Source organism: Actinokineospora sp., assembly GCF_050699995.1.
Classification (GTDB): domain Bacteria; phylum Actinomycetota; class Actinomycetes; order Mycobacteriales; family Pseudonocardiaceae; genus Actinokineospora.
Genome location: NZ_JBOHGC010000660.1, coordinates 1 through 24,545, shown reverse-complemented (window position 1 = coordinate 24,545; position 24,545 = coordinate 1). Strand labels below are relative to the sequence as shown.

Here is a 24,545-nt window from a genome sequence, read left to right as displayed (position 1 = left end):
CGGCAAGGCCGCCGACGACTCCTTCACCCAGCTGCGCATCGCCGACGCCGCGAGCCGCATCGACGGCGCCATCAGCGCGATCGAGCGTGACATCGACGAGGAACTCGCTTTCGCCGAGGCAGGGGAGAGGATCCCGATGACGCTGCGGATGCGCGTGCGCCGCGACCAGGTCAACGCGACCGGGGCCGCGATCGGCGCGGTGGACCGGCTTTTCGAGAGCGCGGGCGGCCGCGGGCTGAAGGCGGGCACGCCCATCCAGCGCTTCTGGCGCGACGCGCACGCGGGCCGGGTCCACGCCATCAACGACCCGGAGAAGGCACTGGCCATGTATGGGCAGTCCGAACTTGGTCTGCCGGTGCGGGACGCGTGGGTCTGATGACGTCCACTGTGGATACCCGGTCCGGCTTTGTGGACGCCGGTGGATACCAGGTGCACTACCAGGAATCGGGCTCCGGTGCCCCCGTGGTGTTGCTGCACGGCGGTGGGCCTGGCGCGTCCGGGTGGAGCAACTTCGGGCGGAACTTCCCGGTGTTCGCCGAACGGTTCCGCACGATCCTGATCGACCAACCCGGCTACGGGAAGTCCGACCGGCCCGAGGTGCAAGGGCAGTACTTCACGTTCAGCGCCGACGCGCTGCTGTCCACCCTGGACGCGCTCGGTGTCGAGAAGGCCGACCTGGTAGGCAATTCGCTCGGCGGGGGCACCGCGGTCCGGTTCGCCCTGCGGCACCCGGATCGGGCGGGCAGGCTCGTGTTGATGGCGCCGGGCGGGCTCAGCCTCAACGTCTTCTCCCCGGACCCGACCGAGGGCGTGCGGAAGCTCGCCCGGTTCGGCGCGCCGCCCGGACCGTCCAAGGAGAAGCTCGCGGAGTTCTTGCGCACCCTGGTGTTCGACCGCTCGCTGGTGACCGACGAACTGGTCGACGAACGGTTCGAGGCCGCCGCGAACCCGGATTCCCTGCGTGCCATGGCGTCCATGGGCGCCTCCTTCATGCGCCCCGACACCTTCGAGGAAGGCATGCTGTGGCGCGAGGCGCACCGGCTGCGGCAGCGGGTGCTTCTGGTGTGGGGGCGCGAAGACCGGGTCAACCCGCTCGACGGCGCGCTCGTCGCGCTGAAGCTCATCTCCCGTGCGCAGTTGCATGTGTTCGGCCGGTGTGGACACTGGGCGCAGCTGGAGAAGTTCGACGAGTTCAACCGGCTGGTGCTGGACTTTCTCACCGATGGGGGCAAGTGATGGGTATCCGGTCCCTGGCGTACCTGCGCATCGAGGCCACCGACATGCCCGCGTGGCGCGAGTACGGCCTCAAAGTGCTCGGGATGGTCGAAGGCAAGGGCGGCGACCCGGAAGCGCTTTACCTGCGGATGGACGACTTTCCGGCCCGGTTGGTGATCGTCCCCGGCGACGCGGACCGGCTCTCCGCGTCCGGCTGGGAGGCGGCCAACGCGGCCGAGTTGGAGGAGGTGCGGGCGAACCTGTCCGTCGCCGAGGTGGCGTTCAAGGAAGCCACCGCCGAGGAACTCGCCGACCGCCGGGTCGCTGAGCTGATCAGGTTCGACGACCCGTCGGGCAACACCCTGGAAGTGTTCCACGGCGCGGCTTTGGAGCACCGCCGGGTGGTCAGCCCGTATGGTCACCGGTTCGTCACCGGCGAGCAGGGGCTCGGGCATGTGGTGCTGTCCACAAAGGATGATGAAGCCGCGCTGCGGTTCTACCGCGATGTGCTTGGCTTCCGACTGCGCGACTCGATGCGGCTGCCACCGCAGCTCGTCGGGCGACCGGCCGACGGGGCGCCCGCATGGCTGCGGTTCTTCGGCTGCAACCCGCGCCACCACAGCCTGGCGTTCCTTCCGATACCGACCCCGAGCGGGATCGTGCACCTGATGGTCGAAGTGGAGAACTCCGACGATGTCGGGCTGTGCCTGGACCGCGCACTGCGGCGCAAGGTGCCGATGTCGGCGACGCTCGGCAGGCACGTCAACGACCTGATGCTGTCGTTCTACATGAAGACGCCCGGCGGGTTCGACGTCGAGTTCGGCTGCGAGGGCAGGCAGGTCGACGACGAGGACTGGATCGCCCGCGAGAGCACGGCGGTGTCGCTGTGGGGCCACGACTTCGGCGTGGGCATGCGATGACCGTGGCGACGACCGTCGATCCCAAGACGTTCCGTGCCGCGCTCGGACATTTCTGCACCGGGGTGACCGTGGTGGCCGCGATGGACGGCGGCGAGCCGGTCGGGTTCGCCTGCCAGTCCTTCGCCGCGCTGTCGCTCGACCCGCCGCTGGTGTTGTTCTGCCCGGGAAAGCAGTCCCGCGCCTGGCCCGCCATCGAACGCGCGGGTCACTTCTGCGTCAACGTCCTCACCCACGACCAGCGTGATATCAGCACCGTCTTCGGCACCAAGGGCGCCGACAAGTTCGCCGGTGTGCCCTGGCATCCGGCGCCGTCGGGGGCGCCCGCGCTCGACGGTGTGCTGGTGTGGATCGACTGCGCGATCGAGGCCGTGCACGACGCGGGCGACCACTACGTCGTGGTCGGCCGCGTCACCACGCTGAGCGAGCCCCAAGACGAGCGGCCACTCTTGTTCTACCGCGGGCGTTACGCGGCGACGGAGACTTCCGAAGCCACACCGGGCATCCTGGAGAACCTGATCACCTGGTCCCGTCACGACGACTGGATGTGAAAAGGGCGAGATGATCTCTGGGCCCACCGAATAGCCGTGCGGTGCCGTGGGCGCGTTTGAAGTACAGGTGGGCGTCGTGTTCCCAGGTGATGGCGATACCGCCGTGCAGCTGGATCATCTCCGCCACCACCGTCTGAAACGCCTCCGTGCAGTGGACCCTGGCGGCGGCCGCGAGCACCGGCAGCGTGTTCTCGTCCGCCTCGGCGGCGGCCTCCGCGGTGGCCCGCGCGGTCTCGACGAGGACGTGCAGGTCCGCCATGCGGTGTTTCAGCGCTTGGAACGAGCCGATCGGCCTGCCGAACTGCACTCTTTCCTTGCTGTACGCGACCGTCTCATTGAGACAGTGCGTTGCCGCGCCCACCTGTTCCGCGCTCAGCGCGACGCAGGCGAGGTCGCGGATGAGGGGCAGCGCGGACGTCAGGTCGCCGCCCAGTCGCACGGCCGGGGAGTCGACGGTGACGGTCGTCAGCCCGCGGGTCGGATCGAGGGCCGGGGTGCTCGTCCGGACCAAGCCCGGGGCGTCCGGCCGCACCTCGAACAAGCCGATTTCGGGGCCCGCCAAGGCGAAAACCAGTACCGTGTCAGCAATGTCACCATCAAGCACATAATGCGCCTGCCCGGTTACCCGCTGTCCGTCCGCTACGCAGGGTGGGTGACCCCACGTTCCCTGTGCGTCCGACCACACCAGCGTCGCGATTCGGCCGGCGGCGATTTCCGGCAGCAGTCGGGCGCACGCGTCGTCGTCGCCGGAGGCCAGCAGCGCCTGCACGGCGACAGTGGTTCCCAGCAGCGGCGCGGGTGTCAGGGTCCGACCGAGTTCACCCAGGACCACGGCGGTTTCCGCGATGCCCGCGCCGAGCCCGCCGAAGCGCTCCGGGATCGCGAGCGCGGCGACGCCGATGTCCGCGCAGAGGCGTTTCCAGAGAGCCGGGTCATACCCCAGTTCGGACTCCATCGCCGTGCGGACGTCCGAGGCGCGCGACAGCAGCAACCGCACGGTGTCACGCAGCGCGATCCGCTCTTCAGTCACGCCACGATTCAACCAAACTATCGCTTGGTTAACCACCCGGACCAATGCGGTTGGTCCGACCGGGTTCGCTACTGTCACATGTCAACGTCGAGTCCAAGGAGTGCCGGGTCATCGAAGAGGGTCAGCTTGTCGCCGATCGCTACCGGCTGCTGGAGACCATCGGCAGCGGTGCCATGGGTGTCGTGTGGCGCGCCAAGGACGAACGGCTGGGGCGGGTCATCGCGATCAAGCACCTGCACGTCCGGCCGGGCTTGAGCGCGGCGCAGACCGACGAGGCACGCAGGCGCGCCATGCGCGAGGCGCGGATCGCCGCGCGGCTGCAGCACTCCAACGCGATCGCCATGCTCGACGTCGCCGAACACGACGGCGACCCGTGCCTGGTGATGGAGTACCTGGAGTCGCAGAGTCTGTCGGCGGTCCTGGCCGAGCGCGGAACGCTGGCTCCGGAGCAGGTCGCCTCCATCGGCCACCAGGTCGCCGCGGCGCTCGCCGCCGCCCACGCGGCCGGGATCGTCCACCGCGATGTCAAGCCCGGCAACATCTTGCTCGCCGACGAGGGCACGGTGAAGATCACCGACTTCGGCATCTCCCGCGCGCTCGGCGACGGCACGATCACCGAGACCGGCATGCTCGCGGGCACCCCCGCCTACCTGGCCCCCGAGATCGCGCGCGGCAAGGACCCCGGCCACGCTTCCGACGTCTTCTCCCTCGGCGCCACGCTCTACCACGCGATCGAGGGCACGCCGCCGTTCGGCCTCAACCCGAACCCACTGGCACTGCTGCACGCGGTGGCGTCGGGCCGCGTCGACCGCCCGCAGAACGCCGGCCCGCTCACGTCGACCCTGATGTCGTTGCTGCGCACCGAACCCGAGGACCGCCCGACGATGGCGGAGGCCGCGGCCACCCTGTCGACGCCGACGGCCCAGCTGGCGCAGCTGGCGATGGCGGCCGAGCCGCAGACCAGACCGGTCCGTCCGGTGATGCGCAGGCAGGTACCGCCGCCCGCCCGCCCGGTGGAGCACGACTGGCGCCCGTCCCGCCCGACCGAACAGCACGACACCCGCCCGGTCCGGCACGAGCCCGCCGCTTACGAGCCCAAGCGGCCCGCGCCGGTGCGCAGGCAGCCGGACCCGGTGCGCACCAAGCTGATCGCGGCGGTCGTGGGTGTGCTGCTGCTGATCGGGGGCACCATCGCCGTCATCGCGATGAACGCCGGGAAGGGCGATCTCGCCGATGCCTCACCCCCGGAGTCCTCATCGTCGCAGCGGCCCAGCAGCCAACCCCCGACCACGGTCGCGGGTGCGGAGAAGATCACCAGCTACCAGGCCGCGGGCGAGCTTGTCATCGCCTACTACGGACCGGCCTCCCTCGACCAGCGCTGGGACATGCTGGGCCCCAACGGCAAGGCGGCCTTCGGCGACCGGGCCGCGTTCGATGAGTACTGGGGCCAGTTCCGCTACATCAGCTCCCGCAACGCGCGGGGCGTGACACCGAACCCGGACGGCTCGGTGAACGTGCCGGTCGACGTCATCACGAGCACCGCCGCGGGCGAGGATATGCGCAAGCGGAACGTCAAGGTCATCCTCGTCGGCGGCAAGTACCTCATCGACTCCGACTCGGAGTAAGCGAATCCAGCACCCGGGCCCGGTGCACGGTCGGCGTACCCCACGCCGACCGCAGGGCGCGGACCTTGGTGAGCCACAGTCCGAGGTCGCATTCCCGCGTGTAGCCCACGGCCCCGTGCACCTGCAGCGCGACCCGTGCGGCCCGGTCGGCCGCATCGCCCGCGGCCACCTTGGCCGCCGAGATGTCGCGTGGGCTCATCGTCACCGCCGCGCCGAACACCAAGGGCCGGGCCAGTTCGAGCCCGACGAGGACATCGGCGAGCTGATGCTTGACGGCCTGGAACCGGCCGATGGGACTACCGAACTGCGTGCGCGTCTTCGCGTAGGTGACGGCCCGCTCCAGCAGCCCCTGCCCCAACCCCACCAACTGCGCGGACACAGCCAACACCCCGACCTCAAACGCGGGATGCTCCACGGCAGCCGCCTCAACCCGAAACAGCCGCCGAGTTCCATCCACAGAGGACACAACCCCGTCGACCCCGCCAAGCCGACCTCCGAGCAGCCCCCGCCCTCCGAGCAGCCCCCGCCCTTCCCAGGGGGGACGTCCCTTGGCCAGTCTATCGGGGGTTGGGGGTGGAGGGGAGAGGGTTGGGGTGGGCTGTGGACAAGTCTGGGCGGGTGTGGATAACGGTGGGGTGAGGATGACGTCGGCTATGTCGGCGTCCAAGGCGTGGGGGACGTGGGGTGGGAGGGCGACCGTGGCGATTGCCTTGCCGCAGGCCAAGTCCGGGAGCAGGGACGGGTCGGCCAGGGAAGGTGCGACCGCGACGGACTCCACCAGCGGGCCCGGGACGGCGTGCCTGCCCAACTGCTCGAAGGCGACCACCAGGTCGACCGCGGTCGCCTCGAGGCCGCCGAAGCGTTCGGGGATGGCCAAGGCCATCACGCCGAGGTCGGCGAGTTCCCGCCAGATCGCGAGGCCGGGACCGTGGTCGCCCGCCGACCACGCTCGGGCCGCCGCGGGCGCAGCGGCGGCGGCGAGCAGTTCATCAAGGGTGGCGGCGAACTGGCGCTGTTCGGCGGTCAGGGTGAATTTCATCGCGGGAGTCCCAACAGGCGTTCGGCCACGACGTTGCGTTGGATCTCGTTGGTGCCCGCGTAGATCGGGCCCGCCAGCGAGAACAGGTAACCGTCCTGCCAGGGCCCCGCCAACTCACCCTCAGCCCCAAGCAGCTCAAGCGCGGTCTCGTGCAGGCTGACGTCCAGCTCGGACCAGAACAGCTTGGTGACACTCGATTCCGCGCCCAGCTCGCCACCCTCGGCCAACCGGCTCACGGTGCCGAAGGTGTGCAGCCGGTAGGCCTGCGCCCCGATCCACGCGTCGACCACCCGGTCGCGGGAAGACAGGTCGCCCCGCGACGCCCACAGGTCGACCAGCCGGTCCGCGGTCGCCAAGAAGCGGCCCGGGCTGCGCAAAGACAGGCCGCGTTCGTTGCTGGCCGTGCTCATCGCGACCCGCCAGCCGTCGTCGACCGCGCCCAGGACGTCCTGGTCGGGGACGAAGACGTCGTCAAGGAAGATCTCCGCGAAGCCGGGTTCGCCGTCGAGTTGATCGATCGGGCGGACGGTCACGCCCTCGGCCCGCAGGTCGAACAGGAAGTACGTCAAACCCTTGTGCCGCACGGCCTCCGGATTGGTGCGGAACAAGCCGAAGCCCCGGTCGGCGAACGCCGCCCGCGAACTCCACGTCTTCTGACCCGACAACAGCCAGCCACCCTCCGTACGCACCGCCCGGCTGCGCAGCGCGGCCAGGTCGCTGCCCGCCTCCGGCTCGGACCACGCCTGCGCCCAGACATCGAGAGCCCGCGCCATCCGGGGAAGCAGCCGGTCGCGCTGCTCCTGGGTGCCGTGCGCGAACAGTGTGGGCGCCAGCAGGAAGATCCCGTTCTGGCTGACCCGCCCAGGCGCGCCCGCCGCGTAGTACTCCTCCTCGAACAGCACCCACTCCAGCAGCGACGCGTCGCGCCCGGTGTACTCGGCGGGCCACGACACCACCGCCAACCGCGCCTCGGCCAGGGTCCGCTCCCACTCCCGGTGCGCGGCGAAGCCCTCGGCGGTGTCCATCGACGGCAACCCCGCGGGCACGTGGTCCGCCAGCCAGGCGCGGACCTCGTCACGGAAAGCCACCACGGCGGAGGAGAGGTCAAGATCCATCAGCGGCCTGCTTCATCGAGCGCGCGTCCAAGCCGCCGAGGGAATCCTTCGACACCTCCGCGTTGTGCGCGTGGGCGAAGTGGTGCAGGCCGAACACCGAGTCCATGCCCGCCCGCATCCCCATCTGGTCCTCCGCCTGGTTGACGGCCTTCTTTGTCAGCGCCAGTCCGAACTGCGGCATCTCCGCGATCCGCGCCGCCAGCGCCTCGACCTCGGATTCCAGCGCCGAACGCGGCACCACCCGGTTCACCATCCCGTGCCGCAACGCCCAAGCCGCGTCGAACCGGTCGCCGGTGAACAGGAACTCCTTCGCCGCGCGCGGACCCAGCACCCACGGGTGCGCGAAGTACTCGACGCCGGGAATCCCCATGCGCACCACCGGATCGGAGAAGAACGCGTCATCGGAGCAGACGATCAAGTCGCAGACCCACGCCAGCATCAGCCCACCCGCGATGCACGCGCCCTGCACCATCGCGATCACCGGCTTCGGGATCTCCCGCCACCGCCTGCACATCCCGAGATAGACCTCGCTCTCCCGGGCGAACCGCTGGTCGCCGCCCGCGCGGTCGACGTGGTCCCACCACAGCACCGCCTTGCGCTCGAAGGAGACGTCCACGTCCCGGCCCGGCGTGCCGATGTCGTGCCCGGCCGAGAAGTGCTTGCCCGCACCGGCCAGCACGATCACCTTGACCTCGGGGTCGTCCACCGCCCGCGCGAACGCCGCGTCCAGCGCGTAGGTCATCGCCGAGTTCTGCGCGTTGCGGAACTCCGGGCGGTTCATCGTGACCACGGCCGTCGCGCCGCGCCGCTCGTAGAGGACCTCGGTCATCCGTCCCTCAGCATTCTCTTGAGAATCTTCCCGGTCGCGTTGCGCGGCAGGTCGGTCCGGAACTCGACCGAACGCGGGATCTTGTAGTTGGCCAGCCGTTCCGCGCAGTGCGCCAGCACGTCCTCAGTGGACAGTTCGGCGCCCGGACTCAGGATGATGTGCGCCCGACCGACCTCGCCGAGCCGCTCATGCGGCACCCCGACCACCGCGCACTCCGACACCCCCGGCAGCCGGGCGAGCACCTGCTCGACCTCCACCGGATACACGTTGAATCCGCCGCACACATACATGTCCTTGAGCCGGTCGGTGATCGTCAGGTGTCCGTCCGCGTCGAGCACGCCCACATCGCCGGTGTGCAGCCACCCGTCGGCGTCGATCGCCTGCGCGGTGGCCCCTGGATCGTCGAGGTAGCCGAGCATGACGTTGGGTCCGCGCACCAGGATTTCCCTGGTGTCCTCGGCGATCCGGACGTCGAAGCCCGCGACCGCGCGCCCGGACGTGCGGGACACGGTCTCCGGCGCGTCACCAGGTCGGCACATCGTCACCACGACCGCCTCGGTCAGCCCGTACGCGGTGAGCACCGTCTGGAAGCTCAGCTCCGAGCGCATCCGCTCGACCAGCACGACCGGCACAGGCGCGGCCCCGGTCACCGCCAGCCGCAGCGTCGACGGGCGGTTGCCTGGCCGGTCGAGCATTGTCTGGTAGATCGTCGGCGGCCCGGGAAGCACGGTGATCCGCTCGCGCTCCACCAGTTCCAGCGTCCGATCGAGGTCGAACACGGCCTGCGGCACCATCGTCGCGCCGCTGAGCAGCGCGGCCAGGATGCCCGCCTTGTAGCCGAAGCTGTGGAAGAACGGGTTGACGATCAGGTACCGGTCGGCCGAGGTCACCTCGCCGCACTCCACCCACGCGGCGGCCACACCGAGCGCCTGCCGATGGGCGGTCATCGCGCCCTTGCTGCGGCCGGTGGTCCCTGAGGTGAACAGGATGTCGGACACCTGGTCCGGCGTGACCGCGTCGGCCCGCGCCCGCGCCACCTCCACCGGCACCCGCTCCGCGACCGCGTCCAGCGCCGCCCACTCGATCACGTCCGGCGCCTGCCGGTCGCCCTCGCCGGGAATCCGGATGACGGTCACCCCGTCCAGGGCGCCCCGCAACCGTGCGAGTCGGTCCACGCCTAGGAAAGTCCCCACGACGAACAGCGCCCGGGCCCGGCTGCGGGTCAGGATGTCGGCCATCTCCGGCCCGGTGAACCGCGTGTTCACCGGCACCGCCACGCAACCCGCGTACTGCGCGCCCAACACCGCGGCCACCCAGTGGTGGGTGTTCGGCGCGCACAGCGCCACCCGATCGCCAGGCTCAAGGCCTTCGGCGATCAACGCCCGGGCCACCGTCTCGGCCGCGGCGAGCAGGTCTCGCCAGCTCAGCCGGACCGCGCCGTCCGCGACCGCCTCGCCGTCGCCGAACCGCTCGGCCGCCGCGCGCAACGCCGCCGGGGTGGTGGTCGTCACCGAACCTCCTCCAAAGCAAGTGCTTGGTAGGCTACTGTACCGGCGGAAGCAAGAGCGGAGGTGCGCGTGGACGATTTTCGGGCATCGGCGCGGGAGTGGCTGGCCGACAACCTCTCCGGCGAGTACCGCCGGCTGCGCGGACTCGGCGGGCCGGGCCGCGAGCACGAGGCCTTCGACGAGCGCCTCGCCTGGGACCGCCACCTCGCCGCCGCGGGCTGGACCTGCCTGGGCTGGCCGGTCGAGCACGGCGGCCGGGCCGCGAGCCTCGCCGACCAGATCGCCTTCCACGAGGAATACGCCCGCGCCGACGCGCCCGCGCGGGTCAGCCACATCGGCGAGGAACTGCTCGGCCCGACCCTGCTCGCGTTCGGCGCCGACGAGCAGCGCAAACGTTTTCTTCCAGGCATCCGGCACGTTCGTGAGCTGTGGTGCCAGGGCTATTCGGAGCCCAACGCGGGCTCGGACCTGGCGTCCGTGCGTACCTCGGCCCGCCGCGACGGCGACGAGTGGGTGATCACCGGGCAGAAGGTGTGGACCTCGCTGGCGCACCTGGCCGACTGGTGCTTCGTGATCGCCCGCACCGAACCCGGATCGCAGCGCCACCACGGCCTGTCCTACCTGCTTGTCCCCATGGACCAACCCGGTGTCGAGGTCCGTCCGATCGTCCAGCTCACCGGGACCTCCGAGTTCAACGAGGTCTTCTTCGACGGCGCCCGCACGGCCGCCGACCTGGTCGTCGGCGAGCCCGGCGGCGGCTGGAAGGTCGCCATGGGCACGCTGTCCTTCGAGCGCGGCGTCGCCACCCTCGGCCAGCAGGTCGGCTTCCGTCGCGAACTCGACGCACTCGCCAACCTGGCTCTTCGCAATGGCGCCGCCGACGATCCGGCGATCGCCGAACGGCTCGCCCGCGCCCGCGTCGGCCTGGAGGTCATGCACGCCTACGCCGTGCGCGGCACCGACGCCTCCGTCGCGAAGCTCGTCTGGTCCCGGTGGCACCGCGGCCTCGGCGAACTCGCCATGGACGTCGTCGGCGCGGCGTCGATGCTCACCCCGGACGGCCTCGACGAGTGGCAGCGGCTGTTCCTGTTCAGCCGGGCCGACACGATCTACGGCGGCTCCGACGAGATCCAGCGCAACATCATCGCCGAGCGCGTGCTCGGCCTGCCGCGAGAGGCGCGCCCATGAACGTTCCGTCCTACCCGGCCGGGCACGCCCTGCTCGACGGCAAGATCGTCGTCGTGACCGCCGCCGCGGGCACCGGCATCGGCTCCGCGGTCGCCCGCCGCGCGCTGGAGGAGGGCGCCAAGGTCGTCGTCAGCGACTGGCACGAGCGCCGGCTCGCCGAGACCGCCGCCAAACTCGCCGCCGACCACCCCGGCAACGTGCACTCCCTGGTCTGCGATGTGACCGACGAAACCCACGTGCAGGCCCTGATCGACGGGGCCGCCGACCACTTCGGGCGCATCGACGTCCTGGTCAACAACGCCGGTCTCGGCGGCACCAAGTCCATTGTGGACATGGCGGACGACGAGTGGTCCCGCGTCCTCGACGTCACGCTCAACGGCACGTTCCGCTGCACCCGGGCGGCGGTGCGGCAGTTCATCGCCCAGGGTGGCGGCGGGTCGATCGTCAACAACGCCTCCGTCATCGGCTGGCGCGCGCAGCAAGGCCAAGCGCACTACGCCGCGGCCAAGGCCGGGGTGATGGCGCTGACCAGGTGCACCGCCGTCGACGTCGCCGAACACGGCATCCGGGTGAACGCCGTCGCGCCCAGCCTGGCCATGCATCCGTTCCTCGCCAAGGTGACCAGCGACGAACTGCTCACCGAACTCGCGGGCAGGGAGGCGTTCGGCAGGGCCGCCGAGCCGTGGGAAGTCGCCAATGTCATGGTGTTCCTGGCAGGCGACTACGCCTCCTACCTCACCGGCGAGGTCATCTCGGTCAGCAGCCAGCACCCCTGAGCGAAGGAACACCCCAGACATGCGAGAACGGAAGCCGTCCGAGGGCACCGGCAGACGCGCCGAACTGCTCGCGCTCGCCGCCGACATGTTCGCCGAGCGCGGGTTCCGGGCCACCACGGTCCGCGACATCGCCGACCGCGCGGGCATCCTGTCCGGCAGCCTCTACCACCACTTCGACTCCAAAGAGTCGATGGTGGACGAGATCCTCACCGGCTTCCTCGACGCGCTCTTCGGCCGCTACGACGAGATCCTCGCCCGCGGCCTCGGCCCCCGTGAGACCCTGGAAGCCATCGTCGCCGCCTCCTTCGCCGTGATCGACGAGCGGCACGCCGAGGTGGCGATCTATCAGAACGAAGCCGGGTACCTGGCCGGGTTCGAGCGGTTCGGCTACATCGAGGAACGCAACGTCCAGTTCCGCAAGATGTGGTCGACCATCCTCACCGACGGCATCGCCCGCGGCGCGTTCCGCCCCGACCTCGACGTCGAGGTCGCCTACCGCTTCCTGCGCGACACCGTCTGGGTCGCCGTCCGCTGGTACAGCCCCGGCGGCCCGCTCGGCCACGACGACATCGCCAGGCAGTACCTCGGCATCCTCCTCGATGGGATCGCCACCAAGAGCTAAGGAGAGACCGTGGCCGAGGCCTACATCGTCGACGCCCTGCGCACCCCCAGCGGCAGGCGCGGTGGAGCGCTCAGCGGCGTGCACCCGCTCGACCTCGGCGCGCACGTGCTGCGCGCGCTCATGGGTCGCACGGACGTGGACCCGGCGGCCGTCGACGACGTGGTCTTCGGCTGTGTCGACACCATCGGGCCGCAGGCCGGGGACGTCGCGCGGCTGTCCTGGCTGGCCGCGGGGTTCAGCGACGAGGTGCCCGGGGTGACCGTCGACCGGCAGTGCGGGTCGAGCCAGCAGGCGCTGCACTTCGCCGCGCAGGCCGTGCTCAGCGGCACCGCCGACCTGGTCGTCGCGGGCGGCGTGCAGTCGATGAGTCAGATCCCGATCGGCTCGGCGATGACCGTCGGGCAGCAGTTCGGCTTCCCGACCCCGATGTCCGGGTCGACCGGCTGGGCCGCGCGCTATGGCGCCGAGGAGGTCGACCAGTTCCGCTCGGCGGACATGATCGCCGAGCGCTGGGGGATCGGGCGCGAGGAGATGGAGCGGTTCGCCCTGTCGAGCCACCAGCGCGCGGTCGCCGCGATCGACGAGGGCCGGTTCGACCGCGAGCTCGTCCCGATCGGAGAGACCCTCGTCGACGAGGGCCCCCGCCGGGACACGTCGCTGGAGAAGATGGCGGGACTCAAGCCGCTGCGTGAGGGCGGGATCTCGACCGCGGCCATGGCCAGCCAGATCTCCGATGCGGCCGGCGCGGTCCTCGTGGCGTCCGAGCGCGCGGTCAAAGAGCATGGCCTTGCCCCGCGCGCGCGTATCCACCATTTGTCCGCGCGCGGCGACGACCCGGTCTACATGCTCACCGCGCCGATCAGGGCCACGCGCTTCGCCTTGGACAAGGCCGGAATGTCCATTTCGGATATCGACTTGTTCGAGGTGAACGAGGCTTTCGCCAGCGTGCCGCTCGCGTGGATGCGCGAGACCGGGGCGGACCCGGCGAAGGTCAACGTCAATGGCGGCGGGATCGCGTTGGGACACCCGATCGGCGCAACCGGAACCAAGCTCTTCACCACGCTGCTGCACGAGTTGGAGCGCACTGGCGGGCGGTTCGGCCTGCAGACGATGTGCGAAGGTGGCGGTCAGGCCAACGTCACCATTGTCGAACGTCTCGGTTGATTGCGGTAACCACGTCCGAGTGGCAGCGTTGACCCTTCGGGACCACCCGAACCAGGAGGAACGCGATGGCGATGATGCCCGTGACGGATTCGATGTTCCTGCTCGGCGAGTCGCGGGAGCATCCCCTGCACGTCGGCGGGCTGCAGCTGTTCCAGCGTCCGGAGGGCGCCGGGCCGGACTTCGTGGGGAACCTGCACCGCGAGCTGCTGTCCGAAGTCGACATCGGGTCGCTGTTCCGGCGTCGGCCACGTGGCCTGGGGACGGTCGGTCCACTCGCGTGGGCCAACGACGACGACATCGATCTTGAGTACCACGTCCGGCTGTCCGCGCTGCCCGCGCCGGGCCAGGTCCGCCAGCTGCTGGAGCTGGTGTCGCGGCTGCACGGCTCGCTGCTCGACCGGCACCGGCCGCTGTGGGAGGCGCACCTGATCGACGGCCTGTCGGAGAACCGGTTCGCCGTGTACACCAAGGTCCACCACGCGCTGGTCGACGGTGTGTCCGCGCTGCGGCTGCTGCAGAAGTCGCTGTCGGAGGACCCGGACGAGCGCGACATGCGTCCCCCGTGGTCCCCGCGGATGCGCACCGACGCGGCCGCGGCGCCGCGCGGCGGCGAGGGCTCGCCGCTAGGTGGCATCGCCAACGCCTTCGGCGCGGTCCGCGACGTGATCAGCCTCGCCCCGGCCGTCGTGCGCTACGCCAATCAGGTGTTTCAGGAGCAGTCGGCGACGCTGCCTTTCGAGGCCCCGAAGTCGATGTTCAACGTCCCGATCACCGGTGCCCGCCGGTTCGCCGCCCAGGGCTGGCCGATGGACCGCATCCGGGCCGTCGGCGTCGCCGCGGGCGCCACCGTCAACGACGTCATGCTGGCCATGTGCGCGGGCGCGCTGCGCGAGTACATGATCGAACTCGGCGCGCTGCCGGACAAACCGCTGGTCGCTGCCGTCCCCATCTCCCTGCGCTCGGACAGCGACGGCGACGCGGGCGGCAACGCCGTCGGCCTCATCCTGTGCACCCTGGCCACCGACGTCGAGGACCCGGTGGAGCGCCTCACCGCCATCTCGGACTCCATGCGGCGCGGCAAGCAGTTCTACAGCGGCATGAGCCAGCTCCAGATCACCGCGCTCAGCGCCATCCCGTTCGCCCCGCTCGCGGTGGCCCTGGTGCCGGGCGCGCAGAAGCTGACGCCGCCTGCGTTCAACCTGCTGATCTCGAACGTGCCTGGCCCGAAGCGCCCGCTGTACTGGAACGGCGCGCGGATGGAGGGCGTGTACCCGGTGTCGATCCCGTATGAGGGGCAGGCGCTCAACATCACGGTGACCAGCTACGATGGCAGCCTGGAGTTCGGCCTGACCGGGTGCCGCCGCACCGTTCCACACCTGCAGCGGCTGCTCGCGCACCTGGAGACGAGCCTGGCGGCGATGGAGAAGGAACTCGTCATTGCCTAAGCCTGGATCCGTGGAGCGGCCGGGCGTTGATCTTCGCTGTGGTTGTTGATCTTGTCGTGATGTCGGGGCAGGACTGACCTGCTGGCCTGGTCCAGCTTGTCCGCTGTGGTCTCCGGTTGTGCCCGTAGCGGGCGGGGGTCGTGGTCAGGCTGCGGCGGCTGGTGGGCTGGTGGCGAAGATGGCGTTCCACAGCCGGGTCCAGGCATCGGTCCAGGGCCAGTGCGCGGGCAGGTGGAGCACTCGGCGGCGTTGCGGTCGGGCCAGCCGGGCGGGCACGGTGACGAGTTGACGCCGTAGCGTCGCGCCGCGGGCGAGCGCGTGCCGGTCGCTGGTGAGAGAACCGGCGGCGCGCAGCAGGTTGTGGGTCATCGCGGCGCAGATCGCCCACGCGCTGTTCGCGGCGAATCGGCCGCAGGGCAGGTGCGCCAACGGGCCGTCGATCAGGTCGGCGAACACGGTCTCGATGATGGCGTGGCGGCGGTGGGTGATGTCGGCGGCCGCGGTCGGCTCGGTGCTGTTGGTGAAGAACGGATGATGGCGCCAGACCGGGAACAGCTCGTCGGTCTTGGCCCGATCGCGGACGCGGCGCACGATCAACCGGGCGGTGGCTGGGCGCTTGGTCGAGGCGAACGCGGTGAACTCCACCTCGGCGACCTCGGCGTCGGAGATCAGCTGGCCGGTGTCGGGGTCGAGGACGGCGCCCGGATAGTTCACCGGGGTCCATGCGGCCTCGTCGATCGAGGCGATGGCCCGTTGCACGGGCCGGTTCTTCAGCAGCACCAGCGAGAACCGCGCCCCGGCTTGCACGCAGGCGGCGGCCACGGCGCTGTTGCCGTAGGCCGAGTCCCCGCGCACCAGGATCTCACCGCAGGCTCCGGCGGCGCGGGCGGTGCCGATCGCCTCGGCCACCATCGTGGCCGCGCCTTTGCCGGAGCCGGCTTTCCCCGCGCGCAGCCGGATCCCGGCCACCACCGGCGCCCCCTCACGCGTGCTGATGGTGGTGGCCAACGGCGACAGACCCCGGCGCAACACCTGTTTACCGGCGATCTTGGTGTGCCCGAAACTCGCGCCCTGCTTCGCGGGCCCGTAGACCGGGCGCAGCAGCGAGTCGATGTCCACATACGCCTGGTGCTCGATCCCGGGCAACAACCCGGTCGCCGCCACGAGGTTGACCAGGTGTGCCCGCGCCACCGACGCCAACTGCAGGCTGTGGCCGTGGGTGAACTCCCGCAGGAACTGGCCCAACGTGGCCGGCGCGTACACCTCGCCGAACAACCGTGGCATCCCACCGGAACGGATCACCTGCAGGTCCTCGACGCTGTCCGCCCCCGCGGCCATCCCCGCCACGATCGAGGTGACCTTGCCCGCCGGGTTCACCCCGGCCGACTTCACCCGCGTCGGGGTGATCGCGACCTTCGTCGAGACCAACTCGGACAAGCCCGCTTGCTCGGCCAGCGCCATCACCGGCACCAGTCCCGCGCACGACACGAGGTTCTCATCATCGAAGATGAACCGCGCCCGCGACCAACCATCAGGTAGCTTCACCGTCAGTGCCTTCTTGGATCGGTTGAATCGGGACCTAGACACTCCAGATTCTCCCGACCCAGAAGGCACTTCCTACGTCACCACGCCGAACGAACACCCACTCGCTCCACGGATCGAGGCTAAGAGGTGAGTTCGGCCAGTCGCTCGGCGGTCTCATGGGCTTGGGCCATGATCGCGTCGATCAGGTCCGCGCAGGTCGGGAGATCGTCGAGCAGGCCGACGACCTGCCCGCTGGCGAGCACGCCCGCGTCGGTGTTGCCCTCGACCAGGCCGGAGCGGAGCAGCATCGGCGTGTTCGCGGCCATGATCACCTGCGACCAGCTCAACTCCTTGCCGTGGCGCATGGCCAGGCCTTCGCGGACCATCGCCGACCAGGTCAGCTTCGTCATCGCACGGAACCGGAAGGCGTTGCGGGCGGCGGTGGCCAGGCCCCGGAGTCGGCCGGACTTCTCGAGCTTGTCCACCAACTCCGTGCGCAGCACGCGGTGCGGCATCCCGTCGACGCGGATGCTTACGACCGTCCCGTCGAGCCCGCGCTGCAGGTAGGCGCGCTTCACCTCGTCGGGCACGGTGCTCTCCTTGGTGAGCAGAAAGCGGGTTCCCATGGCGATTCCCGCCGCCCCATAGGACAACGCCGCCATCAGCCCACGCCCGTCGAAGAACCCGCCCGCCGCGACCACCGGAATGTCCACACTGTCCACAACGGAGGGAAGCAGGAGCGTCGTGGCCACCGACCCGGTATGCCCACCGCCTTCACCACCCTGCACGATGACCGCGTCCGCCCCCCACCCAGCCACCTTCTCGGCATGCCGCGCGGCACCGACGGACGGAATCACAACGACACCGTGGTCTTTGAGCTTCCCGATGAACTCCTTCTTGGGCGCCAACGCGAACGACGCGACCTTGACACCCTCACGAATCAACAGATCCACCCGCTCGGGCGCGTCCACCGCGTCGGCCCGCAGGTTCACCCCGAACGGCTTGTCCGTGCGCCCCTTGGTCTCCGCGATCGCCTTGGCCAACTCGTCGTAGCTCATGGTCGCCGAGGCAAGAATCCCAAGCCCACCGGCCTGCGCCACCGCGCCGACGAGCCGGGGCCCCGCCACCCACCCCATCCCGGTCTGCACCACCGGATACCGAACCCCAACCAACCTCGTGAACGCCGTCTCCATCGACTTATCCACAGCTACCTCCGGCTATCCACAGGAAGATCAACAACACCCCACCGACCCATGACCCCCGATACACTGGACAAGGGACGTCCCCCCGGGACGGGTGGGGGCTGCGATTTTGGGCTTTCGGTCGCGAATCAAGAACTTCGGGCGAGGTTTTGGTCTGTTGGCTTGGGCTTGGGGGAGCGGACTTCGCGGTCCCTCAAGTGGTTGGGGTCGAGGGTTCGCAGGAGCGTCAGTTCCTCGGCCGTCGGCATTCGGGTCTCGACTGCGTCCTCGACGGACAAAGTGAACCCCGTCGCGGCCTCCACCTCGGCGACTGTCACTCCCGGATGTACCGACACGAGTCGCATGGTGTGGTTTGGGGTGTCGAAGTCGAGGACGGCCAGGTCGGTCACCACCCGGTGGATGTCATGGAAGCGGTTGCCCTCGGCCCGGTCATAACCGACTCCCGAGACCATGTCGACCCGCTCGACGAAGACGCGGGGGCTGTGTTTCGGGACCCAGTAGCTGGTTCGGTGGTTGGCGGTGTTTCCTGGGGCGCCGCGTACGCCGAGGAGTTGGCGGGTGGGTTGGGTGTGGTCGCCGATGCAGGAGATGTTCTGGTTGCCGAAGCGGTCGATCTGGTTGGCGCCCATGACGACGTGTCTGCGGCCCCAGGCCAGGACGTCGAACACCGCTCGGTACGGCAGCCAGCCCTCGACCTGGCCCGACGCGCCGAGGGCGGGGGTGTCCTCGAACAGCATGGCTTCGCCGTCGGAGATCAGGAGGTCCCTGGCGAAGGTCAGCCGGGCCAGTCGAGCGCCCAGGGTGGGCATGGTTCCCATGGGGCTGGCCAGGATCTCGCCGTCCCCGCGAAACAGTTCGGCGCAGGCGACGGCGCAGATGTCGGCTCTGGTCGGGGTCACGCGGGCACCTCCGCGAGCGTGGCGGACTGGTAGGCGGCTTCGTCGCCGGACAGGTAGCGGTTGGTGAACTCGGACCACAGCGCCGGGTCGGCGGCCGCGGCGGCGTACGCGCGCTGGAAGGCTTCGTCGCGGCCGTAGTCGGGGGCGCAGCTGGTGAAATGGGCGCCGCGTGGTGTTTCCACGACACCGTCGACCATCATTCGGTTGAGCAGCAACGTCTGCACGGGCGCCGTGGCCGTCAGCTCGGCGGTGTCGACTATCCGCTCACACGAGACGTAGCGGCGTTCGGCGGCCAGGCAGAACAGGTCGTCGAAGTAGGGGTCCGGCCCGAGGTACTGCGCGTTGCCGTGGCGGTCGGCGCGGTTGAGGTGGACCAACGCCGCGTCGAGCCGCAGCGCGGGCATCGCGACCAGTTCCTCGTCGTCGTCATACGGTGACCGGATCGTGCGCAGCGTCGGGTCGAGCCGCAGGACATCCGAGCCGAGGCCCGCGCGGATCGGCAGGAACGGCAACCGGTGCGCGGCAGCACGCAGTCCACACTGGAGCATTCCCTCATCCAGCTCGCGCACCTCGATCCGCGCGTTCTCCCTGGCCTGCTTGAACCACGGGTCGTAGGCGACCGTGTCCAGTGAGACGAACCCGAACACCACCTTGCGCACCTGCCCCGACGCGCACAGCAGGCCGACGTCCGGCCCGCCGTACGACACCACTGTCAGGTCCTTCAACTTCGACCGCAGGATGGCCCGCACCAAGGCCATCGGCTTGCGCCGCGAGCCCCAGCCGCCGATTCCGACCGTCATCCCGTCGGACAGGCAGGCCACCACCTCGTCGGCCGTCATCCGCTTGTCGCGCACCGTGATCCTCTCTAGCTCGTGCCGTCCAGAAAGGACTGGCGGGCGTGGTCGGACGCGCCGATCAGGTTGAGCTCATAGGTGAATCCCTGCTCGAAGCGGTAGCTGCGGTGCACCGGCTGCGGGTCGATGCCGTTGATCGCTTCCTTGGCCCGCCGGATCACCCGCGTGTCCTTCGCCGCGATCTCCTTCGCCAGCGCCAAAGCGGCCGAATCAAGCGACGCGCGAGGGACTACCTCATACACGGATCCATAGTGGAGCAACGTCGCGGCGTCGACCGACCGCCCGGTGAAATACAGCGTGCGCATCAGATGCTGGGGGACGAGCCGCGCCAGATGTGTTGCCGCGCCCAACGCCCCACGGTCCACTTCGGGCAGTCCGAACGTCGCGTCCTCGCTGGCGATGACGACGTCGGCGTTGCCGACGAGACCGATCCCACCACCGAGGCAGAACCCGTGCACCGCCACGATCACGGGCACCGCGCAGTCATACACCGCGGCGAAAGCCGCGTAGCAGCCACGGTTCGCGCCGACCAGCGCGTCATACCCGCTCGCGCGTTGGATTTCCTTGATGTCCACGCCCGCGTTGAACCCGCGCCCCTCCGCCCGGAGCACCACCACATGCGTCGACTCGTCGCGGCCCGCCGCGGTCACCGCGTCTGCCAGGTCGAACCACCCCCGCACGGGGATCGCGTTGACCGGCGGGAAGTCGACGGTGACAACCGCGACACCCGTGTCCACGCGGCTGGTCGTGATGCCCATGGCGGGCCCGCCTCCTTCCAAACCTAGCGATTGCTTGGTACGTTAGCAGCGCATCCCGACGACGGCTAGGAGGCACTGGTGAGCTTGTCCCTGCCGGACTCGGTGGTGCTGGTGACCGGCGGCGAGCGCGGCGTCGGCGCGGGCATCACCCGGTCGTTCCACAAAGCAGGCGCGACCGTCGTGACCTGCGGAAGAACACCCCCGGACGTCCCGCTCGGCGAGTTCGTCCAGTGCGACGTACGCGACGCCGAGCAGGTCGACGCGCTCATCGAGACCGTCCGCGGGCGCTACGGCAGGCTCGACACGGTGGTCAACAACGCGGGCGGCGCGCCGTTCGCCAAGGCCGCCGAGGTCTCCCCGCGCTTCCACTCGAAGGTCGTCGAACTGAACCTGCTCGCCCCGCTGATCGTCGCCCAGCGCGCGTATCCGCTGCTGGCCGAGCGCTCGGGATCGGTGGTGATGGTGAGCAGTATCAGCGGCACCCGCCCCTCGCCCGGCACGGCCGCGTATGGCGCGGCCAAGGCGGGCCTGAACAACCTGACCGCCAGCCTGGCGATCGAGTGGGCGCCACACGTGCGAGTCAACGCGCTGGCGGTCGGCATGGTCCGCACCGAGCTGGCCGAACTGCACTACGGCGACGACGCGGGGGTGGCCGCGGTCGGCGCGACCGTCCCGATAGGACGACTCGCCGAGCCCGACGAGATCGGCGCGTGCGCGGTGTTCCTGGCCTCGCCGATGGCGTCCTACGTCACCGGGGCGACGCTTCTGGTGCATGGCGGGGGCGAAGTCCCCGCGTTCCTGTCCGCGAGCGATACCAGGGAGAACTGATGGGGCTGTGTCAGGACCGGGTCGTCGTCGTCACCGGCGCTGGGCGGGGGATCGGCCGCGCCCACGCCCTGGCTTTCGCCGCCGAGGGAGCGAAGGTGGTCGTCAACGACCTCGGCGCGGCGCTCGACGGGTCATCCACCTCGGCGGGACCTGCGGCCGAGGTGGTCGCCGAGATCGAGGCTTCAGGTGGGCAGGCGGTCGCCGACACGTCCGACATCGCCGACTGGGCAGGCGCGGGCGACCTGATCAACACCGCCGTGAACGCCTTCGGCAGGCTGGATGTCCTGGTCAACAACGCGGGATTCCTGCGCGACCGCATGCTGGTCAACCTCAGCGAAGCCGAGTGGGACGCGGTGATTCGCGTGCACCTCAAGGGGCACTTCGCCCCGATGCGGCATGCTGCCGAATACTGGCGTGGCCAGAGCAAAGCAGGCTCGCCGGTGGACGCGCGGATCATCAACACGAGTTCTGGCGCGGGTTTGCTGGGCAGCGTCGGGCAGGGGAACTACTCGGCGGCCAAGGCGGGCATCGCGGGGCTGACGCTGGTGGCGGCGGCGGAGTTCGGCCGATACGGGGTCACGGTCAACGCGATCGCGCCCGCGGCGCGCACCCGGATGACCGAGGTGGCGTTCGCCGACACGATGGTCGCGCCTGACTCCGGGTTCGACGCCATGGCGCCGGAGAACGTCTCGCCGCTGGTGGTGTGGTTGGGGAGCGCGGAATCCGCCGGTGTGACCGGGCGGGTCTTCGAGGTGGAGGGCGGCAAGGTGTCCCTCGCCGATGGCTGGCGGCACGGTCCTTCGGTGGACAAGGGCGCTCGCTGGAATCCGGCCGAACTGGGCCCGGTGGTGGCCGACCTGCTCGACAAGGCGGTGCCCGCCGCTCCTGTCTACGGAGCCTAAAGGCGTTCGATGATGGTGCCGGTGGCCAGGGCGCCGCCCGCGCACATCGAGATCAGGGCTGTCGAACCGTCGCGCCGTTCGAGCTCGTGCAGGACTGTGGTGATCAGTCGGGTGCCGGTGCTGCCGACCGGGTGGCCCAGCGCGATGGCGCCGCCGTTGACGTTGACCTTGTCCATGTCCGGGTTGTGCACCCGTGCCCACGACAGCACGACCGACGCGAAGGCCTCGTTGACCTCGAACAAGTCCAGGTCGCCCATCTTCATCCCGCATCGCTGCAGTACCCGCTCGGTCGCCTGCACCGGCCCGTCGAGGTGGTAGTACGGCTCCGCCCCCACCAGGCACTGTGCGACGATCCGCGCCCGCGGACGCAAACCCAGCGACCGAGCCCGGTCAAGGTCCATCACCAGGACCGCGGAGGCTCCGTCCGAAATCTGCGATGACGTCCCAGCGGTGTGCAGTCCGCCCTCCAGCACGGGCTTGAGCCCGGACAGACCTTCGATCGTGGTGTCCCGCAGACCGCCGTCCCGGGTGACGTCGCCGACCGCGATGATCTCGCGGTCGTAGCGGCTCTCGTCCCAGGCGCGTTTCGCCAGCGCCTGCGAGCGGAAACCGAAAGTGTCCACCTCGGACCGGGTGATGCCCCGGTTGGCGGCGATCCGGTCGGCGGCGACGTACTGGTTGGGCAGGTCGATCGACCACGAGTCCGGGCGTGGGGAGGCGTCGCCCACGTTCGCGCGCAGGGGCACTCGGCTCATCGCCTCGATGCCGCAGGCGATGCCGGTGTCGATTGCCCCGATGGCGATGAGTCCCGCCACCAGGTGCGTGGACTGCTGCGCGGAGCCGCACTGGCAGTCGACCGTCATGCAGCCCGTGGTGTGCGGCAGGCCCGCGTGCAGCCAGGCCGTTCGGGTGACGTTGTTCGACTGCTCGCCCGCCTGGGTCACGCAGCCGCCGATGACCTGCTCGACGAGCGCCGAATCCAGGCCCGCCCGCTCGACCAGGCCACGCTGGGCGGCGCCGAGGATTTCGGCGGCGTGCAGGTGGGCCAAGGCGCCGTTGCGCTTGCCGATGGGGGTCCGCACGGCCTCGACGATGACGGGATTGCCCACGACCGCACTCCATCCACTCGGCTTCCGCCCATCAAACTAGAACACGTTATCGAACCAGGCAAGGTTGGCCAGAGATCGATCTTGCTGCTGGGGTTCCAAAAGTTAACACCGTATGCTCAAATCGAATATAGAACCTGTTCCAGCATGGAGGTAGCCGTGGCTGAGATCCCCGATGGCTTCGACTTCACCGACCCCGACCTCTACGCCCAGCGCGTGCCGGTCGAGGAGTTCGCAGAGCTGAGGCGTACCGCGGGGGTGTGGTGGAACGCGCAGCCGCACAACACGGCCGGGTTCGGCGACGACGGCTACTGGGTGGTCAGCAGGCACGCCGACGTCAAGGAGGTCTCGCGCAACAGCGAGCTGTACTCCACTTGGGAGAACACCGCGATCATCCGGTTCGGCCCGGACATGGAGCGCGAGAAGATCGACCTGCAGCGCAACATCCTGATCAACATCGACCCGCCGCACCACACCAAGCTGCGGGGGATCGTGTCCCGCGGGTTCACGCCGAAGGCCGTCAACAGCCTCAAGGACGCCCTCGCCTGCCGGGCCGCGCGGATCGTGCACGCCGCCAAGGAGACCGGGACCGGCGACTTCGTCACCGACGTCGCGTGCGAGCTGCCCCTGCAGGCGATCGCGGAGCTGCTGGGCATCCCGCAGGACGACCGGCACAAGGTGTTCGACTGGTCCAACCAGATGATCGCCTACGACGACCCCGAGTACTCCGTGGAGCCGGAGGCCGCGTCGATGGAGCTGCTCGGCTACTCCTGGAACCTGGCGGAGGAACGCAAGCGCTGCCCGGCCGACGACATCGTCACCAAACTGGTCAACGCCAACGTCGACGGCGGCAACCTGGGCTCCGACGAGTTCGGCTTCTTCGTCCTGCTGCTCGCGGTCGCGGGCAACGAGACCACCCGCAACGCCATCACCCACGGCATGCACGCGTTCCTGGAGAACCCGGAGCAGTGGGAGTTGTACAAGGCCGAGCGCCCCTCGACCACCGCCGACGAGATCGTCCGCTGGTCCACGCCGGTGGTGTCGTTCCAGCGCACGGCGACGCAGGACACCGAACTGGGCGGCGTGGAGATCAAGAAGGGGCAGCGGGTCGGCCTGTTCTACAGCTCGGCCAACTACGACTCCGACGTGTTCGACTCGCCGGAGAAGTTCGACATCACCCGCGATCCCAACCCGCACCTGGGTTTCGGCGGCACCGGCGCCCACTTCTGCGTCGGCGCGAACCTCGCCCGCATGGAGATCGACCTGATGTTCAACGCGATCGCCGACCACATGCCCGACATCCGCAAGGTCGGGGAGCCGCGCAGGCTGCGGTCGGGCTGGCTCAACGGCATCAAGGAATTCCAGGTCGCCTACAATTAACCCGCGAGTCCCCAGTTCCCGACAGCGAGTTCTCCCTTCAAATGAGAACTCATTGTCGGGAACTGGGG

23 protein-coding genes and 1 pseudogene are annotated in these 24,545 nt (G+C 69.7%); 13 read left to right on the top strand and 11 right to left on the bottom strand.

The window, feature by feature from the left end; translation table 11 throughout:
• The 4 genes and pseudogenes from ACRDSQ_RS32440 to hsaB form a co-directional block, all read left to right on the top strand.
• Window positions 1–376, top strand: a pseudogene (locus tag ACRDSQ_RS32440) (3-hydroxy-9,10-secoandrosta-1,3,5(10)-triene-9,17-dione monooxygenase oxygenase subunit); the annotation flags it as partial.
• Complete coding sequence (gene hsaD, locus ACRDSQ_RS32435; protein ID WP_431426449.1) at window positions 376–1,236, top strand: 4,5:9,10-diseco-3-hydroxy-5,9,17-trioxoandrosta-1(10),2-diene-4-oate hydrolase; 861 nt, start codon at window positions 376–378, stop codon at window positions 1,234–1,236. The pseudogene ACRDSQ_RS32440 and the gene hsaD, both read left to right, overlap by 1 nt.
• On the top strand, window positions 1,236–2,135 hold the full coding sequence (gene hsaC / locus ACRDSQ_RS32430) for an iron-dependent extradiol dioxygenase HsaC (protein WP_431426447.1): 900 nt from the start codon (window positions 1,236–1,238) through the stop codon (window positions 2,133–2,135). Before hsaD ends, hsaC begins: the two co-directional genes overlap by 1 nt.
• On the top strand, window positions 2,132–2,683 hold the full coding sequence (gene hsaB, locus ACRDSQ_RS32425) for a 3-hydroxy-9,10-secoandrosta-1,3,5(10)-triene-9,17-dione monooxygenase reductase subunit (protein WP_431426445.1): 552 nt from the start codon (window positions 2,132–2,134) through the stop codon (window positions 2,681–2,683). The genes hsaC and hsaB overlap by 4 nt, the downstream gene beginning before the upstream one ends.
• Here the strand turns inward: hsaB and ACRDSQ_RS32420 are convergent.
• Entirely contained in the window at window positions 2,652–3,713 is a 1,062-nt protein-coding gene (locus ACRDSQ_RS32420; protein ID WP_431426443.1) for an acyl-CoA dehydrogenase family protein, read from the bottom strand. The two genes, hsaB and ACRDSQ_RS32420, sit on opposite strands and share 32 nt — an antisense overlap.
• 44 nt (window positions 3,714–3,757) lie before the next feature.
• On the opposite strand from ACRDSQ_RS32420, the gene ACRDSQ_RS32415 reads away from it, so the two are divergent.
• Window positions 3,758–5,338, top strand: coding sequence for a serine/threonine-protein kinase (locus ACRDSQ_RS32415; protein WP_431426441.1), 1,581 nt, complete (start codon window positions 3,758–3,760; stop codon window positions 5,336–5,338).
• Here ACRDSQ_RS32415 and ACRDSQ_RS32410 read toward each other — a convergent pair.
• The 4 genes from ACRDSQ_RS32410 to ACRDSQ_RS32395 are packed head-to-tail and all read right to left on the bottom strand — an operon-like array spanning window position 5,316 to window position 9,832.
• Window positions 5,316–6,377: an acyl-CoA dehydrogenase family protein gene (locus tag ACRDSQ_RS32410; RefSeq protein ID WP_431426439.1), complete on the bottom strand. Its 1,062-nt coding sequence runs from the start codon at window positions 6,375–6,377 to the stop codon at window positions 5,316–5,318. The two genes, ACRDSQ_RS32415 and ACRDSQ_RS32410, sit on opposite strands and share 23 nt — an antisense overlap.
• Window positions 6,374–7,492 (bottom strand): acyl-CoA dehydrogenase family protein, encoded by a 1,119-nt coding sequence (locus ACRDSQ_RS32405; protein ID WP_431426437.1) that lies wholly within the window; start codon window positions 7,490–7,492, stop codon window positions 6,374–6,376. Before ACRDSQ_RS32405 ends, ACRDSQ_RS32410 begins: the two co-directional genes overlap by 4 nt.
• The gene (locus ACRDSQ_RS32400; RefSeq protein WP_431426435.1) at window positions 7,482–8,321 is read right to left on the bottom strand and encodes an enoyl-CoA hydratase; all 840 of its coding nucleotides are present in this window, start codon (window positions 8,319–8,321) and stop codon (window positions 7,482–7,484) included. The genes ACRDSQ_RS32405 and ACRDSQ_RS32400 overlap by 11 nt, the downstream gene beginning before the upstream one ends.
• Entirely contained in the window at window positions 8,318–9,832 is a 1,515-nt protein-coding gene (locus ACRDSQ_RS32395; protein WP_431426433.1) for a FadD3 family acyl-CoA ligase, read from the bottom strand. Before ACRDSQ_RS32395 ends, ACRDSQ_RS32400 begins: the two co-directional genes overlap by 4 nt.
• 60 nt (window positions 9,833–9,892) lie before the next feature.
• Between ACRDSQ_RS32395 and ACRDSQ_RS32390 the strand changes: the two genes are divergently transcribed.
• The 5 genes from ACRDSQ_RS32390 (at window position 9,893) to ACRDSQ_RS32370 (ending at window position 15,024) form a co-directional block, all read left to right on the top strand.
• Window positions 9,893–11,017, top strand: a complete 1,125-nt coding sequence (locus ACRDSQ_RS32390) for an acyl-CoA dehydrogenase family protein (protein WP_431426431.1) — start codon at window positions 9,893–9,895, stop codon at window positions 11,015–11,017.
• Window positions 11,014–11,793, top strand: a complete 780-nt coding sequence (locus tag ACRDSQ_RS32385; protein WP_431426430.1) for an SDR family oxidoreductase — start codon at window positions 11,014–11,016, stop codon at window positions 11,791–11,793. The genes ACRDSQ_RS32390 and ACRDSQ_RS32385 overlap by 4 nt, the downstream gene beginning before the upstream one ends.
• A gap of 19 nt (window positions 11,794–11,812) precedes the next feature.
• The gene (locus ACRDSQ_RS32380) at window positions 11,813–12,415 is read left to right on the top strand and encodes a TetR/AcrR family transcriptional regulator (RefSeq protein ID WP_431426428.1); all 603 of its coding nucleotides are present in this window, start codon (window positions 11,813–11,815) and stop codon (window positions 12,413–12,415) included.
• Window positions 12,416–12,424: 9 nt separating this feature from the next.
• Window positions 12,425–13,579: an acetyl-CoA C-acetyltransferase gene (locus ACRDSQ_RS32375; protein ID WP_431426426.1), complete on the top strand. Its 1,155-nt coding sequence runs from the start codon at window positions 12,425–12,427 to the stop codon at window positions 13,577–13,579.
• Between the two features lie 65 nt (window positions 13,580–13,644).
• Window positions 13,645–15,024, top strand: coding sequence for a WS/DGAT/MGAT family O-acyltransferase (locus ACRDSQ_RS32370; protein ID WP_431426425.1), 1,380 nt, complete (start codon window positions 13,645–13,647; stop codon window positions 15,022–15,024).
• Between the two features lie 144 nt (window positions 15,025–15,168).
• On the opposite strand, the gene ACRDSQ_RS32365 is transcribed toward ACRDSQ_RS32370, so the two are convergent.
• The 5 genes from ACRDSQ_RS32365 to ACRDSQ_RS32345 all read right to left on the bottom strand — a co-directional run bounded on the left by ACRDSQ_RS32365 (window position 15,169) and on the right by ACRDSQ_RS32345 (window position 20,261).
• Window positions 15,169–16,569 (bottom strand): IS1380 family transposase, encoded by a 1,401-nt coding sequence (locus ACRDSQ_RS32365; protein WP_431426423.1) that lies wholly within the window; start codon window positions 16,567–16,569, stop codon window positions 15,169–15,171.
• 119 nt (window positions 16,570–16,688) lie between these two features.
• On the bottom strand, window positions 16,689–17,741 hold the full coding sequence (locus tag ACRDSQ_RS32360; protein ID WP_431426422.1) for an NAD(P)H-dependent flavin oxidoreductase: 1,053 nt from the start codon (window positions 17,739–17,741) through the stop codon (window positions 16,689–16,691).
• Between the two features lie 137 nt (window positions 17,742–17,878).
• Window positions 17,879–18,649 (bottom strand): CoA-transferase subunit beta, encoded by a 771-nt coding sequence (locus tag ACRDSQ_RS32355; RefSeq protein WP_431426420.1) that lies wholly within the window; start codon window positions 18,647–18,649, stop codon window positions 17,879–17,881.
• Window positions 18,646–19,503: a CoA transferase subunit A gene (locus ACRDSQ_RS32350; protein ID WP_431426418.1), complete on the bottom strand. Its 858-nt coding sequence runs from the start codon at window positions 19,501–19,503 to the stop codon at window positions 18,646–18,648. Before ACRDSQ_RS32350 ends, ACRDSQ_RS32355 begins: the two co-directional genes overlap by 4 nt.
• A gap of 11 nt (window positions 19,504–19,514) precedes the next feature.
• Window positions 19,515–20,261: an enoyl-CoA hydratase family protein gene (locus tag ACRDSQ_RS32345; RefSeq protein ID WP_431426416.1), complete on the bottom strand. Its 747-nt coding sequence runs from the start codon at window positions 20,259–20,261 to the stop codon at window positions 19,515–19,517.
• A gap of 78 nt (window positions 20,262–20,339) precedes the next feature.
• Between ACRDSQ_RS32345 and ACRDSQ_RS32340 the strand changes: the two genes are divergently transcribed.
• Together ACRDSQ_RS32340 and ACRDSQ_RS32335 are read left to right on the top strand one after the other, a co-directional pair.
• On the top strand, window positions 20,340–21,089 hold the full coding sequence (locus tag ACRDSQ_RS32340; protein ID WP_431426414.1) for an SDR family oxidoreductase: 750 nt from the start codon (window positions 20,340–20,342) through the stop codon (window positions 21,087–21,089).
• A complete protein-coding gene (locus ACRDSQ_RS32335; RefSeq protein WP_431426412.1) occupies window positions 21,089–21,991 on the top strand; it encodes an SDR family oxidoreductase in 903 nt (300 codons plus the stop codon). The genes ACRDSQ_RS32340 and ACRDSQ_RS32335 overlap by 1 nt, the downstream gene beginning before the upstream one ends.
• Here the strand turns inward: ACRDSQ_RS32335 and ACRDSQ_RS32330 are convergent.
• Window positions 21,988–23,100 (bottom strand): steroid 3-ketoacyl-CoA thiolase, encoded by a 1,113-nt coding sequence (locus ACRDSQ_RS32330; RefSeq protein ID WP_431426410.1) that lies wholly within the window; start codon window positions 23,098–23,100, stop codon window positions 21,988–21,990. The two genes, ACRDSQ_RS32335 and ACRDSQ_RS32330, sit on opposite strands and share 4 nt — an antisense overlap.
• A 144-nt stretch (window positions 23,101–23,244) precedes the next feature.
• Between ACRDSQ_RS32330 and ACRDSQ_RS32325 the strand changes: the two genes are divergently transcribed.
• Window positions 23,245–24,477, top strand: coding sequence for a cytochrome P450 (locus tag ACRDSQ_RS32325; RefSeq protein ID WP_431426408.1), 1,233 nt, complete (start codon window positions 23,245–23,247; stop codon window positions 24,475–24,477).
• Window positions 24,478–24,545: the final 68 nt, after the last annotated feature.